Here is a 14954-nt window from a genome sequence, read left to right on the forward strand (position 1 = left end):
GCAACCTCACAACAGCAGCGCGATGATGCCCGGCCAGATCAGAAGAACGGAAAGCGCCAGCAACTGGATCCCGATGAATGGCAGGAAGCCGCGGAAGATATCCGTCAGGCTGATATGCGGCGGGGCCACTGACTTCAGGTAGAACGCGGCCGGGCCGAAAGGGGGCGAGAGGAAGCTGACCTGCATGTTCATACAGAACACGACGCCGAACCAGATGGCGACATGACTCGGCTCCAACTGGCCAAAGACTCCGATTTCCTCGATAGGAAGGCGCATGACGATCGGCAGAAAGACCGGAATGATCAACAGTACGATGCCGACCCAATCCATGAATGCGCCCATGAACAGCAAGATCAGCATCATTACCAGAATGACCAACATGGTTGGCAGCTCTTGGCCGACGATCAGGTCGGCCACGTATTGGGGCCCCCCAGCAATGGTGTAGGCACCCGCCAGCGCGGCGGCCCCGATCGTAACCCAGATGATTGTGCCTGTGGATTTTAGTGTCCGCATCAAGCTGTCCCAAACCAGCTCGAACGATCCTTCGCCCCGTAGGATGGCGATGATCAGGACGGCGAAGGCGCCCATACCAGCAGCCTCGGTGATGCCCGTGATCCCGCCATAGATCGAGCCGAGCACGACGCCGATTACGACCAGCGGCGCGACGAGACCCTTGCCCATTTCCCAACCGATTTTTGCGCGCTGTCTGCCAAAGACGACGAAAATCAGCAGAAGGGCGACGATCGTGATACCGGCAAACCAGGGCAGGTAGTCAGCTGTCCCCAATCGCGCTGGTTCGCCCTGGCTGGCAGCGTTGGAGCCTGACAGTTCGAAAAAAGCGGCCCGGATAAACAGAACGGTGGAAAATCCGGCGACGACGATGCTCATGAAGGCACCAAACAGTTTGCGTTTCTCGGCTGGTTCGGGGTCGTTCGGGTCCGGTTCCGGCAGCGGAGCGTGATGAGGATTCAACCGAGTGCGGATGATGATGTACAGGATGATCATCGAGGCTAGCATGAAGCCGGGAATGAAAGACGCGGTGAACAGCGACTTGATCGAGGTTTCGGTGATCAGCCCATAGATGATCAGAACGATCGAAGGAGGGATCATGGTGCCCAACGACCCAGAGGCGCAGATGACGCCAATAGCGAGATTCTGATCGTAGCCCAGGCGCAGCATCTGGGGCAGGGCGATAAGGCCCAGCAGGACAACCTCACCGCCGATGATGCCGGACATGGCAGCCATGATCACCGCCATGATCGAGGTCACGATCGCGATGCCGCCGCGTGTTCTGGACAGCCAGACATTCAGCGACGAATACATGTCGCGCGCGATCCCGGACCGCTCTAGTAGCGACGCCATGAAGATAAACAATGGCACGGAGATGAGCACGTAGTCCGTTAAGAGCCCGTATATCTTCTGCGCCAGGATATAGAGCGGCCCAGTCCCTGGCCGACCGGTGAGAATCCCGTCGCCGAATGAAAACGGGTTTAAAAGCAGTGTCGGTTCGAACTTGAGCACAAGAACCAGAACCGCAAGCGAAGCCGAGGCCAGACCCAAGGGCATCCCGATCGCCAGAAGCACAATCAGGGCGACCATCAGGATGAGTGAGATTGTTCCAATGTCCATTAGTCTTGTCCCACCGCCCGTTTGATCATTTCAATTTCGTCTTCGTCCGGTTCATCTGTGTGGATTTCCGGTTCTTTGTTCCAATCCGCGACCAAGTTCAAAATTGCTTGCATTGCGACGAGCGTAATCACGATCAGCACCATCGGCTGCAACGTCGCCGGGATCGGAGGATTGAAGGCAGAGCCATAAAGCTCCCATTTGTAGAGCTTGTTGACGAACACCTGTTTGTAGCTGCCGTAGACAAGAAAGAAGGCAAATAGCACGATCAGTATAGTCGAAACCGTATCAAAAACGCGCTGAAGCCAACGTGGAACGGCGTCGTACATCAGGAATATTCGAATGTGACTGCGTTGCTGCATGGCGTAGTAGCCAGACATCAAAAACACAAAGCTGGCGAACCACAGTGTCATTTCGTTCGCCCACTCGGTCGGCTTCTCCAGGATATAACGCATGAAGACTTCGTAGAGCATGACGACAGTCATGATTGCGATCATCATCATCGTCACTCGGCCTATGAACAGGGCGAAACGGTCCATAACCGTCGAGCCTTCGAACTCCATCGTTGCCGGGCGCACGGTCTTGGTACCAATCACTGCAAGAAACGGTAGAAGGACGAGTGCGGCCATGTCGATGATGTCGACATACCCCCCGAATACGCCAGACAATTCGGGCGTGACGTCGCTGCGCAGATATATTTCAGTTACCTGGCTTTTGAGGGATTCAGAGGTGTAAGGCAGCCAATCCAATAGGAATGCCGGGAGATGCCAAACAAGCCAACTGGCAGTCGCGACGAAGGCCAACGGTATGAGCCATTCAATTGGTCCGCCTGAATTCTTGTGCATCGCGTAACCCTCGTCCCTATCCTTCGATCCTGTAGTGATCGATAAAGTCTCGATCCGGCTCGACCCCCAGTCCGGGGCCAGTCGGGATCATGACACGGCCGTTGTTGGCCTTGACCTGATTTTGAATTTCCAGCGGTACGGTCAGCAGATCATCCCGAAACTTGTTGTCCGTCGTGTCGAACTCCAGCATCGGCTCCCAAGGATGCAAGCCGCCTGGAATTGGGGGCATGGCCGCCAGTAAATGCAGATTAGTTGCGACAGCGATGGCGCTACCCCAGACGTGATTTACGACCGGAGTGAAATGTGCGTGGCATAGTGCTAGAATCCTGAGATACTCTGAAACACCGCCCAAAGCGCATACTTCTGGCTGCGCTATATCGATGCCGCGATTTTCAAGAAGATTGCGCCAAGCCCAGCGATTGAAAACTGCCTCCCCGCCCGAGATGTTGACTTTCAGCGAAGTGCGCAATTCGCGGTACCCGTCAATGTCTTCTGGCGCGACAGGTTCTTCGAACCAATATACGTCCAGTTCTTCCAACGCCCGACCGACAAAAAATGCGTCCGAAGTCGTATAAGCATGGTTTGCATCGACCATATAAGGAAAGTCGTCACCAACTCCGCGTCGAACTGCTTCGCACAGCTTCACATCAGGCTTCGGGCCAAAGCCCGTTTTCATTTTGGTGGCGGTAAATCCCATTTCTTTGATCTTTGCGGCTTCCTCCTCAAAACGGCTGGCCAGACTAGAAATCGGTTCATCCCGAAGCATCATGCCGTAGCCGTAGCAAGGAACGCTTGTGCGATGCGCGCCGCCGACAAGCTTATGGAGGGGGAGGCCAGAGATTTTGCCGGTGATATCCCAAAGTGCGATGTCCACCCCGGACAAAGCCTGTATTGGCATTCCGCTTTGGCCATGGTCTCGCAGAAGGTTGTACACCTTGTGCCAGATCACGTCTTTGTCCAAAGGGTCCATGCCAAGGACCAATGGTTGGATTACCTTTTCTACGATAGACTTGTTGGCAATGGCTACGTTTCCGGGACCAAAGCACTCGCCCCAACCGGTTACCCCTTCATCTGTTTGAATCTCGACCAAATGGGTTGTACGCTTGTCATAATACTGTTGCGAGTAGCCCAGAACTTCCGGCATGTCGTACTGCAGTACGTGACTTATTATTCTGTTGATTTTCATGAAGTTCTGGATCCCGGCGCCGATCCGGAGAGGCCGCAAGTGCGGCCTTTCCGTGTGTCGTGGTTCGATCGAAGCCTGATTACTGCATTGCGCCCAGGTCACGCAGGAAGTTGATGTGGCTTTCTAAAAGCGCCTGTGCTTCAGGTGTCGTTGCGAACTCAGTCCAACCGACCTGAACGGCCGCGCGATACGCTGCCAGGTCTTCAGGCGACCAGTCGTACAACTGAACGCCTTTTGCCTTCAGGTCTTTTGCAGTCTGAGCGTTCTGCACCTCATTGATTGTGGCATTGTGCAATGCCAGGCTATCCATTGCGACTTCCATGATCTTCTTGTGATGCGCGGGCATCGCTTCCCAGACGTCTTTGCGACAAGCTAGGTGATCTGCAGGCATCGAGTGGAAACCGGGATAGTTTGTGTGACCTGCGATCTCGTACAGACCGAGGCCCACGTTGTTCGTCAGGTTCGCAGCATCCGCACCATCAATGATACCGGTTTCCAAAGCCGTGAAGATTTCGTTGAAGTCCATCACGATCGGAGAAGCACCAAGTTCCGCGAACACTTTGGTTGCAAGGCCTGGAGGCGAGCGAAACTTCCAATCTTTGAAGTCTTCCACTTTCGCAATCGGCTTGGTCGAAGACAACGACTCTGGCCCGGGAATCCACCATCCGATGAATTCCATGTCGTAGCCGTTGTATAAATCATTTACAGCTTCTCTTCCGCCGCCATGAAGAAGCCAAGCCATTTGCTGATATGGGTTCTGATATCCGCCGAGCAGGTCGCCCGCAAACTGGAAGGCCGGGTTTTTACCGGTCTGATAGCCGCCGCCCGTCATGTCGCAATCCAGAATTCCGGTAGCTGCGGCATCGAAGGTTTCAACTGATTTGACCACCGAAGAGGAATAGAACATTTCAACTTCGATTTCGCCGTTCGACATTTCCTGAATGTCTTCAACGAATTTTGCAGCCATCTGGCCTGACAGAGTTTCGGGCGAAAAATGGGTTTGAATTCTAAGCTTCGTTGTTTCAGCCATCGCGAAACCGGCTGCCATTGTCGTGGCTACGGCCGCCAGGGCCGCTGTCTTGACTATTTTCATATTGTCCTCCCAGACGTTGAGCGTGCGCGGTGTGGAAGATCTTGCCGCCTCCTTTGCTGTCGCGCAGGTAAACGTTAAGCCGACGAATCGAATGCAACAAGAAAAAATTGAAATTTCTAAAAATTTCGAGATTCTTGCGATAATTCGAAAATAAGGTTAGGGCGCTACTTGGACAAAACTTGAAGGTACATACTGGAATGAACGACGAAATAGATATTTATCAAGATCTTAAGATGCGCCTGATCTCTAATGGATTCGAGCATGGAGCCAAGGTGCGGGCTGAAGAACTTCGTAAAGTGTATGGCTGTTCCGCGAGCGCCGTTCGTGAAGTCCTTTTTCGTTTGGCCGCTGTTGGTTTGGTGGACTTTCAGGAACAAAAAGGTTTCCGCGTGCCAATGCGTTCGCCGCAGAAGCTTATCGAATTGACGCACGTTCGTGTTCTGTTGGAGGCCGAAGGCACCGCAATGTCGATCCGTAATGGCGGGGTGGATTGGGAAGCAAGATTGACGGCCGCACATCACAAACTCAGCCATATCGAAAAACGCATTCACGCCACAGACGACCCGAGCGGCCTTATCGAGATATGGTTTGCCTCGGAAAAGGAATTTCACCAAACACTTATTTCTGCCTGTGGCTCGGAAACTTTAAAACAAATGCATAGCCGAGTTTACGCGCAATTCAGACAGCAGTTGATGGTGGCAGACCGGAACTTTGAATTCATTTCTCAGAACATAAGACACCATGCCGATATACTTGAAGCAGCATTGTCAGGGGATGAGCAGTTAACACGAGAGAAAATTCACGACCATCTGGAACGCCATCTAACTGGAAAGACGATGGGCGACTAAAGCCGAAAATCGTCTTCCAAATACACGCGAATGATTTCGTCGAAGTTTGACTCCGCCTCGAACCCCAACTCCAGAGCGCGATCTGTTTGAAAGTCTCGCGGCCAATTCTTGACTATTCGTTCGATTGTCTCGTCGGGTTCTTGCCTGATTAGTCCAACAGCTTCTTGGCCGGCCACTTTGCGCAGAGCTTCGATTTGTTCGGCGACGGTGCAACTTACGCCAGGCATGTTCAACGCGCGTCTGTCATTCAAAAGCTGCGTGTCCATTGTTGCTGCGTGGGTCAAAAAAGTCGCAGCGGCGCGGGGGCTGGCGTGCCAGTGACGAACAGTTTCGGCAACTGGCAAGACAGCCTCATCCCCATTCAATGGCTCTCGGATTATACCTGAAAAGAAGGACGAAGCGGCAGCGTTGGCTTTGCCCGGGCGCACACACAAAGTGGGCAAGCGCAAGGAAATACCGTCGATATATCCTTTCCTGCTGAAATCCGTGATCATCAATTCAGCCGCCGCTTTCTGCGCTCCGTAACTTGTCAAAGGTGCCGAGAGGAATTCATCGCTTATCTTTTCGGGGAATGGTGACCCGAAAACTGCTATGGACGAGGCAAAAACCAGGCGAGGTGTGTACTCGCTTTCTGAAGCTTCGTGTTCATCCTTAAGTGCGTTCAGCAGTGCCCACGTTGCCATAAGGTTTACATCCCAACCCAACGCAAAGTCTGTTTCAGCTTGGCCTGAAACGATAGCTGCAAGATGAAAAATGACGTCTGGCCGCTGCGTAGCAAAAGACTTAGCTATGCCTGACGCAGTCAAGTTCCCCACAATTTGATTACCTGCCGCACTGTCGGGCGGGAACGAGAGATCGAACAGTGAGACTTGGGCATCGGCTCCAAAGGTTTCTTGGGTCGACACGCGATGGGCCAGTTTCTGGCCCAGCATTCCTCCGCCGCCTATAATCAGGATCCGCGTCACAGCATTCCGTTCCGTTTTTTGAGTTCTAGATACAAAGCCGAATGATCCAGTTCGGCCCCATCCATTTCGTCTATCAGATATTCGAAACGGTCGCGCACAGATCGGGTGCTAGGTAGCTGAACGCCAAGGCTTCGCGCTTCCTCCAGCGTGTTGTCCAAATCCTTTAGTTGAAACTTAGACAAACCCCCAGGTGTAAAATTTCCATCAGACATGCGTTCGCCATGTTGTTGCAAGATAATACTATCCGCAAAGCCCCCCTTCAGTGCGGCCCTCAACGCGGTGGGGTCTGCACCGCCTTGCTGAGCCAGTAGAGTCGCTTCGGCGACAGCCGATATTGTTACAGCGACAATTGTTTGATTGGCCAATTTGCACAATTGACCAGAACCACTTGGGCCAACATGTACAGGCCGGCCCATTGCTGTCAGAACCGGTCGCACGCGCTCCATAACGTCCTGATCGCCACCGACCATGATCGCAAGGGTGCCAGCTTCGGCACCTTTGGTGCCACCGGAAACCGGGGCGTCCAGATGCAGCACCCCCATCGAGGAAAGCTGCGCGGATTGCTCTCTTGCGTGTTCGGGTTTGGCGCTCGACATATCAATCCAGATCATCCCCGGTTTGAGTTGCTCGCGGAAAGCCTCGTCAGCAAGTAGCGCGCCGGTCGCGTATCCATCCGAGAGCATGGTTATTATTACGTCTGCACCCGAAACCGCCAGCGGGGCAGTTTCCACCAATGTCGCGCCTTCTGCTGTCAACGGTTTGGCCTTTTTCAAGCTGCGGTTCCATACAGTGAGCGGAAACTCGGCGCACAAAATATTCCGCGCCATAGGAGCTCCCATCAGCCCGGTTCCCAACAGAGCCACTTTGAACTGCTTGCTCATCATCTACTGTCCTTCCGAAGCTGTGCCACGCATGGTTATGGCCAAACCAAAATCTCTGTCATACGCTAACGGCTCTGTGCCCACATGCCAGAAGTCGTTGCAAATCCGCCAAGGTTTCTTTGCTTCTCGGTTGATCTGTGGGACGAAGTAACACTTGTCCAGTCGCCACTTTTGAGGTCGGAATATTTATATGTCAGAAAGACTTAAGGGAAAAAGCGTCCTGGTCACAGCCGCCGCACAGGGGATCGGACTTGCAAGCGCAATTGCAATGGCAAGAGAGGGTGCAAAAGTCTATGCGACGGATATTAACCCTGAAAAACTAAATTTGATTCGCGGTCAGAATCTCGAAAATCTCGAAATATTCGAGATGGATGTGACGAATAATGACAGCATTCATCATGGGGTCGCGCGAGCGAAGCCGGACGTTTTGTTCAACTGCGCAGGGTTCGTGCATCACGGAACTATTCTGGATGCAACCGATGAAGAGTGGGATTTCGCAATGGACCTTAATGTGCGCTCGATGGTGCGCACGACAAAGGCTGTATTGCCGGGAATGATAGAGCGCAGAGGAGGCTCGATAATCAATATGTCTTCCGCGCTGGGTTCCATAATCGGTGCGCCAAATCGTTTTGTATATGGAACGACAAAAGCCGCTGTTGTCGGGCTGACGAAATCGGTAGCCGTGGACTTCATAACAAAAGGAATCCGGTGCAATTGCATTTGTCCGGGAACAGTCGATAGTCCCAGTTGGCGTGACCGCGTAGATGCGTTGGGCGAGCAACTGGGCAGCAGAGAAGAGGCCCTTGCACAATTTGTGGCGCGTCAGCCTATGGGGCGTGTAGCGAAAGCAGAAGAGATTGCTGCCTTGGTCGTCTATCTGGCGAGCGATGAAAGTGCATTCACCACAGGACACACGCACATAATTGACGGGGGTTGGTCAGGCCAATGACAAAAGTATCAAAAAACGATTTGCGATCTCGCAAGTGGTTCATGAATTCTGAGAACCTTGAGATGACTGCATTGTATCTGGAAAGATACCTGAATTACGGTTTGACCCGTGAGGAACTGCAATCAGGCAAACCGATCATTGGCATTGCTCAAACCGGCAGTGATTTGAGCCCCTGTAATCGGCATCATATCGAATTGTCCAAACGTGTTCGCGATGGAATCATCGCCGCCGGCGGAACGTGCATCGAAATACCGGTCCACCCGATACAAGAGACAGGTAAACGGCCAACGGCCTCACTCGACCGCAACCTGGCTTATCTGTCCTTGGTTGAGAGTCTATTCGGGTATCCGATTGATGGCGTTGTTCTGAACATTGGTTGCGACAAGACCACGCCCGCGCTTCTTATGGCCGCTGCGACCGTCAACATCCCAGCGATTGCCCTGTCGGTCGGCCCCATGCTCAACGGTTGGTGGAAAGGTGAACGCGCTGGATCGGGCACGGTTATATGGAAAGCTCGCGAAGACCTTGCGGCTGACGAAATCGACACCGATGAGTTCATGGAAATCGCAGCCGCCGCAGCACCTTCGGTGGGTTATTGCAATACGATGGGAACAGCAACGACCATGAATTCGCTTGCTGAGGCCTTGGGTATGCAATTGCCCGGATCAGCAGCCATTCCAGCCCCGTATAGAGAGCGCGGCCAAATCAGTTATGAAACGGGTAAACGCATTGTGGACATGGTCTGGGAGGATCTACGCCCCAGCGATGTGATGACACGTCAGGCTTTTGAGAATGCGATTGTTATCAACTCTGCGATTGGCGGATCGACGAACGCGCCGATCCACCTGAATGCAATCGCCCGGCATCTTGGTGTTCCGTTGACCAACGATGACTGGCAGAAACTTGGCCACGACGTTCCTCTGTTAGTTAACATGCAGCCAGCGGGTAAGTATCTGGGCGAAGACTACCAACAGGCCGGAGGTGTACCCGCCGTTGTCGGAGAGCTTCTTGATGCTGGATTGCTGCCGCATTCCGATGCGATAACGGTGAACGGTAAGACGATGGGCGATAACTGCTCGACGCGCCGGTCTCAGAATAGCGACGTAATCAAGCCTGTCAGTAGCCCGGTTAAGCAACAGGCGGGGTTCATCAATCTCTCGGGCAACCTGTTCGAGAGTGCGATTATGAAGACGTCTGTGATCTCACAGGCATTTCGAGAGACCTACCTGTCGAACCCGGATGATCCGGATGCATTTGAGGGCAGGGCGGTTGTGTTTGATGGGCCTGAGGACTTTCACCATCGGATCGATGATCCTGCAGAAAACATCGACGCAAACTGTATTCTGATTATGCGCGGAGCGGGACCAAAAGGATACCCTGGTGCTGCAGAGGTCGTGAACATGCGGCCGCCCGCATATTTGTTGAAACAGGGCATCGAAGCCCTTCCTTGCATCGGTGATGGACGGCAATCCGGTACATCAGGAAGCCCGTCTATCCTGAATGCCTCACCCGAAGCTGCAGAGGGTGGTGGGTTGGCCTTGGTGCGAAATGGCGACCGACTGCGCATCGATCTTGGCAAAGGCACAGCAGATATGCTGGTTTCGCTCGAAGAACTGCATCAACGCGCCCGCGATCTGGAGGCAAAGGGTGGTTATTCAACCCCGCCCAACCAATCCCCGTGGCAGGAAATATTCCGCGAAAAAATAGATCGCTTGGATCGCGGTATGACGCTCAAGGGTGCAGAAAACTACCGCGATATCGCGCGAGGCTTCATGCCACGCGATAACCACTAAAAGGAACGGAAATGAAACTTGTGCGTTACGGAGCCAAGGGCTCGGAAAAGCCGGCCCTGGTCGACTCTGAGGGTCAATTGCGGGATCTGTCCGCTCATATCAATGATATCACGGGGGATATATTGGATGACGGAACGCTTGATAACCTGCGGTCATTGAATCCGAACAACCTGCCAGTTGTAGAGGGTGACCCTCGTATCGCGCCGTGTGTCGGTGACATCGGAAAATTTCTTTGCATCGGTCTGAACTACTCGGACCATGCTGCAGAAACCGGCGCAGATATTCCCGAGCATCCGATACTCTTTTTCAAGGCGAACTCAGCCGTCATTGGTGCCTATGACGATGTTGTTATGCCGCGGGGGTCTACACATACCGACTGGGAATGCGAACTGGGGGTCGTCATTGGTAAGACGGCCAAATACGTCTCCAAGGCCGACGCACTCGAATATGTTGCGGGCTATTGCATCGTAAACGACGTGTCGGAAAGGCATTTTCAAACGCAACTGACAGGTCAATGGACCAAAGGAAAATCCTGCGACACATTTGGCCCTACCGGCCCGTGGCTAGTGACCCGGGATGAGGTGCCGGATCCTCAGAGTCTTGGTATGTCTCTGAATGTAAACGGTCAGCGCATGCAAACCGGGAATACTGCCACGATGATCTTTTCCGTTGCCGAGATCATTGAGCATCTAAGCCAACTTTTTACACTGCACCCCGGTGACGTCATTTCAACCGGAACACCGCCCGGTGTTGGAATGGGGATCAAACCGGAACCAGTTTATCTGAAAAAGGGCGACGTCATGGAGCTTCGTATCGATGGGCTTGGTGTTCAACGGCAAAAGGTTGGCCAGGATGGCTGACTTGTTGCAAATTGGTGGGATCACCGAACGGATGAGAGAACGCCTGTCTTCAGTGTTCAATATTCATCAATTGGACGACTTCAACGCGGAAAGTATTACGCATATCGTAACGAACGGGCATGATGGCGTTCCGCATGACCTAATGATTTCACTCAGTAATCTGAAGATGATCAGCGTCTATGGAGTCGGTTACGACGCCGTCGACGCAAGTGCTGCGGCTGAGCGCGGGATTGTTGTGACTCACACGCCCAATGTGTTGAACAAAGAAGTCGCAACCACCGCCGTTCTGCTGTTGCTGTCATGTTATCGAGAGCTCATACGTGACGATAATTACGTTCGGTCCGGACGGTGGGAAGTTGAAGGTAATGCCCCTTTGACGCGATCAGCGGACAATCAAAAAATAGGCATTCTTGGTCTTGGTCGTATTGGTCAGGCGATTGTTGATAAATTGGAGCCGTGGGCACCCGAAATCTCATATCACACCCGCAATCAAAAGGATGTCCCGTACCGATATTTCGACAATTTGGTTGAAATGGCAGAGCATGTGGACGTCCTCATATGCATCACGCCCGGCGGCCCGTCGACCAATAGGCTGGTCAACGCTGAGGTGTTGCGCGCGTTGGGGGCAGGCGGCACTCTGATAAACGTTAGTCGAGGTTCGGTTGTCGACGAAACTGCCTTAATTAGTACATTGCAAAACGGTGAGCTCGGGTGGGCAGGGCTTGATGTCTTCGAGGACGAACCGCGCGTTCCAAAAGCATTGCGCGAGTTGTCCAATGTCGTTCTGCTCCCTCACGCTGGTAGCGCGACTTTTGAGACGCGTGCAGCAATGGGTGACCTGACTGTCGACAATCTGCTGCAACACCATAAGGACGGATCGGTGATCATAGCTGTGCCGGAATGCAGAGATCTGTAATAGGCCAATCTGAAAAGTGTTTGAGTTTGCTGTCGCGGTTTTCTTTCTGCTGATTACGCCGGGCCCGGGTGTTCTAACAACCGCGGGTATTGGATCAGCATTTGGTTTTCGAGCTGGACTCGCCTTTGTGGCTGGTCTGATGCTGGGCGGGTTCATCAACATGATGTTAGTTGTCTCTGGAGTCGCTGCGGTTGCTTTGGCTGTACCGGTGCTTAGAACTTTGTTGCTATTCGCATCTGTCGGGTATTTGGTATTTCTCGCCTGGCGTATTGCCAGCGCCGGCTCAAAGGTCGGATTTTCCCCTGCGGTTTCGCCGCTTGGTTTTGCGAACGCTCTGACACTTCAGTTCATTAATCCCAAGGCTTACGTGGTCGGCACAGCATTGTTTTCAGGGTTTGCCTTTTTGCCCGATGCGCCCGTTTGGGAGGTCGTCATAAAAATCGTAGTATTCAATATGATTTGGGTGCCAGTGCACATGATCTGGCTAGGTGCTGGCGCAAAGCTGGGTAGCCTTGATTTAAGCGAGAGATCGCATCAATGGATCAATATTGCGATGGCCGCTTCATTAATGGTGGTTGTGGTGATTGCCTTGGCGTCGGCGCTATGAACGATATCTAAGTCGGTCTTACTTAGCAGACGATTGAAAGCCACAAATCAAAGTGACGCCGTTATTCCGCCATCGACATAGAGAGTATGACCATTGACGAAACTGGATGCAGGTGACGCAAGGAAAATAGCGGCGCCTACAAGTTCTTCTACATTTCCCCAGCGACCGGCCGGGGTACGTTTCTCAAGCCATGAGCTAAACTCTGGGTCGGCAACCAAGGCGGCGTTCAAAGGTGTATCGAAATATCCAGGCGCAATGGCATTGCAGTTCAGACCATACTTAGCCCAATCAGTTGCCATTCCTTTTGTAAGATTGGTCACGGCGCCTTTTGTCGCCGTGTAAGGCGCAATACCCGGTCTTGCTAATGCGGATTGAACCGACGCAATGTTAATGATCTTACCAGACTTTCTTTCAATCATGTGCCGTGCCACAGCCTGACCGACGTGAAAGACGGACGCTACATTTGTCTGTAGCAGGCGCTCGAAGGCATCAGCGGGGAAATCCTGTAACTCCGTCCTGTGTTGCATTCCGGCGTTGTTTATCAGGATGTCTATCGGGCCGACCTTTGCTTCAAAGTCGTCGACGGCAGATCGGACACCTTCATGATCGGTTGCATCGAACGAAAGTTCGCGTACCGAGGCGCCTGTTTCGCTCAGCTCGGATGCTGCTGCCGCTAGTTTAGTGGCATCGCGACCGTTCAAAACGACCTGCGCACCGGCGGCAGCCAAACCACGAGCCAATGCAAATCCGATGCCTTGGCTAGAGCCTGTTACGAGCGCGCGTGTTCCCTCTAGGCTAAACATTTCAAGCGTCATGCAAAAATCCCTTGGTTGTCAGCACCGACTATCCGTATCTTTTGGCAATCTGTATAGGGAGTCCGTGCAATGTCTTCGGCCAGTGTTGCTGTTGTTATCCATGCCGCAAAAGATCTGAGGTTGGAAAACCGGGATGTTCACGACGTGGGGCCAGACGAAGTCTTGATTGCCATGCGCGCGGGAGGGATTTGCGGCTCTGACCTGCATTATTATAACCACGGTGGTTTCGGTGCGATCAAGTTGCGTCAACCGATGGTGCTTGGACACGAAATCGCCGGGGAAATAGTGAGAGTTGGGTCAAGTGTGCAGGGGTTGTATTTAGGTCAACTGGTTGCAGTTTCTCCATCCCGACCTTGCCAATCCTGCATTTATTGTCTGAACGGGCAGCAAAACCACTGTCTTGATATGAAGTTCTATGGCAGCGCGATGCCGTTCCCGCATATCCAAGGCGCTTTTCAAAGCAAACTCGTGGCGAAAGCCAGTCAATGCGTTCCAGCAGATGGGTTAAGTCCTGCGCAGGCCGCTATGGCCGAACCTTTGGCGGTCTGTTTGCACGCGATTAAACAAGCCGGGAGCCTCTTAGGTAAAACGGTTCTTATCACGGGATGCGGTCCAATCGGCTGCCTCACGATCTTGGCGGCGCGTCGTTCTGGGGCGGCCAGAATAGTGGCGACGGATATCTCGGACCAGCCCCTCGCTGTGGCGCGTGAATGTGGGGCAGACGATGTCATCAACACCTACGCCGATCCGCAAAAACTGGAGCAGTTTGAAGACGACAAGGGCCAGGTTGATGTGCAACTGGAGTGTTCCGGGGCTCAATCGGCTCTGGCTTCTGGCGTCGCATGCTTGCGCCCGGGTGGAACATTGGTTCAGCTTGGTCTGGGCGGAGATATGACTGTGCCGATGCAGGCGTTGACTGCAAAAGAGTTAGTGCTTCGCGGGTCTTTCCGCTTCCATTCCGAGTTTTCAGTCGCGGTCGAGATGATGCGAAGCGGACTAATTAACGTCGACCAGTTGGTAACGCATTCCTTCGAAGTTAGCGAAGCTGTCACTGCCTTTGAGGTCGCGTCTGATCGAGGCCAATCAATGAAGGTGCAGTTAACGTTTCCAGAAAATGACGATGGATAGACGAATGAGTGATATTGCAAAGACTTATGAAAGAGACGGTTTCGTAGCTCCGCTGGATATCTTGACAGCTTCTGAGGTCCAAGCGCTGCGCAATGATTTTGAGAAAGCTGAGCGCATTCTCAGAGACGACCCAGATAAACTCAAGCTTCTATATTCTTATCCGGACAGGCTGATACCATCATTCGATGCACTTCTTCGCCATCCGAAGCTGATTGAGGCTGCTTCAACGGTGTTAGGGCCGGATCTCATGGTTTGGAGCGGTGCACTTTTTGTGAAAGAAGCGTGATTGTCCGTCATCGAATGATTTGGAACACGAGCGTTTGATTGGCTTAGGAGGATCAGGCTCGCCGTAGTTTCAATCTACGCCGCGTTCTGATGATGCAGCAAGCGGCGTTTCTGGATTGTCTGGTGTTTGATTTCCTTTCTGCGTCTGAGGATTGTT

The 14954-nt window shown here is 52.9% G+C and carries 15 protein-coding genes; 8 read left to right on the forward strand and 7 right to left on the reverse strand.

The annotated features are described in order from the left end of the window. Positions 1 to 6 precede the first annotated feature (6 nt). The 4 genes from ACR0AM_RS07125 to ACR0AM_RS07140 all read right to left on the reverse strand — a co-directional run bounded on the left by ACR0AM_RS07125 (position 7) and on the right by ACR0AM_RS07140 (position 4750). The gene (locus ACR0AM_RS07125) at positions 7 to 1629 is read right to left on the reverse strand and encodes a TRAP transporter large permease (RefSeq protein WP_480603973.1); all 1623 of its coding nucleotides are present in this window, start codon (positions 1627 to 1629) and stop codon (positions 7 to 9) included. Continuing rightward, entirely contained in the window at positions 1629 to 2429 is an 801-nt protein-coding gene (locus ACR0AM_RS07130) for a TRAP transporter small permease subunit (protein ID WP_480622501.1), read from the reverse strand. The genes ACR0AM_RS07125 and ACR0AM_RS07130 overlap by 1 nt, the downstream gene beginning before the upstream one ends. Before the next feature lie 58 nt (positions 2430 to 2487). Then, a complete protein-coding gene (locus ACR0AM_RS07135; protein ID WP_480622502.1) occupies positions 2488 to 3657 on the reverse strand; it encodes a mandelate racemase/muconate lactonizing enzyme family protein in 1170 nt (389 codons plus the stop codon). Between the two features lie 79 nt (positions 3658 to 3736). After that, positions 3737 to 4750: a TRAP transporter substrate-binding protein gene (locus tag ACR0AM_RS07140; RefSeq protein WP_480622503.1), complete on the reverse strand. Its 1014-nt coding sequence runs from the start codon at positions 4748 to 4750 to the stop codon at positions 3737 to 3739. A gap of 197 nt (positions 4751 to 4947) precedes the next feature. Here ACR0AM_RS07140 and ACR0AM_RS07145 point away from each other — a divergent pair, with 197 nt between their 5' ends. Beyond that, positions 4948 to 5598, forward strand: coding sequence for a GntR family transcriptional regulator (locus ACR0AM_RS07145; RefSeq protein WP_170396177.1), 651 nt, complete (start codon positions 4948 to 4950; stop codon positions 5596 to 5598). Here ACR0AM_RS07145 and denD read toward each other — a convergent pair. Both denD and ACR0AM_RS07155 read right to left on the reverse strand, forming a co-directional pair. After that, positions 5595 to 6563: a D-erythronate dehydrogenase gene (gene denD, locus ACR0AM_RS07150; protein WP_480622504.1), complete on the reverse strand. Its 969-nt coding sequence runs from the start codon at positions 6561 to 6563 to the stop codon at positions 5595 to 5597. The two genes, ACR0AM_RS07145 and denD, sit on opposite strands and share 4 nt — an antisense overlap. After that, on the reverse strand, positions 6560 to 7444 hold the full coding sequence (locus tag ACR0AM_RS07155; RefSeq protein ID WP_480603979.1) for an NAD(P)-dependent oxidoreductase: 885 nt from the start codon (positions 7442 to 7444) through the stop codon (positions 6560 to 6562). Before ACR0AM_RS07155 ends, denD begins: the two co-directional genes overlap by 4 nt. A 190-nt stretch (positions 7445 to 7634) precedes the next feature. On the opposite strand from ACR0AM_RS07155, the gene ACR0AM_RS07160 reads away from it, so the two are divergent. From ACR0AM_RS07160 to ACR0AM_RS07180, 5 genes are read left to right on the forward strand one after another with little or no spacing between them, the layout of a single operon-like run. Continuing rightward, the gene (locus tag ACR0AM_RS07160; RefSeq protein WP_480603981.1) at positions 7635 to 8393 is read left to right on the forward strand and encodes an SDR family oxidoreductase; all 759 of its coding nucleotides are present in this window, start codon (positions 7635 to 7637) and stop codon (positions 8391 to 8393) included. Continuing rightward, positions 8390 to 10186, forward strand: coding sequence for an IlvD/Edd family dehydratase (locus ACR0AM_RS07165; protein ID WP_366553914.1), 1797 nt, complete (start codon positions 8390 to 8392; stop codon positions 10184 to 10186). The genes ACR0AM_RS07160 and ACR0AM_RS07165 overlap by 4 nt, the downstream gene beginning before the upstream one ends. Positions 10187 to 10197: 11 nt before the next feature. Continuing rightward, positions 10198 to 11046 (forward strand): fumarylacetoacetate hydrolase family protein, encoded by an 849-nt coding sequence (locus tag ACR0AM_RS07170; protein WP_480622505.1) that lies wholly within the window; start codon positions 10198 to 10200, stop codon positions 11044 to 11046. Then, on the forward strand, positions 11039 to 11962 hold the full coding sequence (locus ACR0AM_RS07175; RefSeq protein WP_480622506.1) for a 2-hydroxyacid dehydrogenase: 924 nt from the start codon (positions 11039 to 11041) through the stop codon (positions 11960 to 11962). Before ACR0AM_RS07170 ends, ACR0AM_RS07175 begins: the two co-directional genes overlap by 8 nt. Positions 11963 to 11978: 16 nt before the next feature. Further along, on the forward strand, positions 11979 to 12569 hold the full coding sequence (locus ACR0AM_RS07180) for a LysE family translocator (protein WP_480622507.1): 591 nt from the start codon (positions 11979 to 11981) through the stop codon (positions 12567 to 12569). A gap of 47 nt (positions 12570 to 12616) precedes the next feature. On the opposite strand, the gene ACR0AM_RS07185 is transcribed toward ACR0AM_RS07180, so the two are convergent. After that, on the reverse strand, positions 12617 to 13384 hold the full coding sequence (locus ACR0AM_RS07185) for an SDR family oxidoreductase (RefSeq protein ID WP_480603989.1): 768 nt from the start codon (positions 13382 to 13384) through the stop codon (positions 12617 to 12619). 69 nt (positions 13385 to 13453) lie between these two features. On the opposite strand from ACR0AM_RS07185, the gene ACR0AM_RS07190 reads away from it, so the two are divergent. Both ACR0AM_RS07190 and ACR0AM_RS07195 read left to right on the forward strand, forming a co-directional pair. Beyond that, a complete protein-coding gene (locus ACR0AM_RS07190) occupies positions 13454 to 14512 on the forward strand; it encodes an L-idonate 5-dehydrogenase (RefSeq protein ID WP_480622508.1) in 1059 nt (352 codons plus the stop codon). A 4-nt stretch (positions 14513 to 14516) separates the two neighbouring features. After that, complete coding sequence (locus ACR0AM_RS07195) at positions 14517 to 14798, forward strand: phytanoyl-CoA dioxygenase family protein (RefSeq protein WP_480622509.1); 282 nt, start codon at positions 14517 to 14519, stop codon at positions 14796 to 14798. The last annotated feature ends 156 nt before the right edge of the window (positions 14799 to 14954 follow it).

Source organism: Ruegeria sp. AD9 (genome assembly GCF_056542305.1).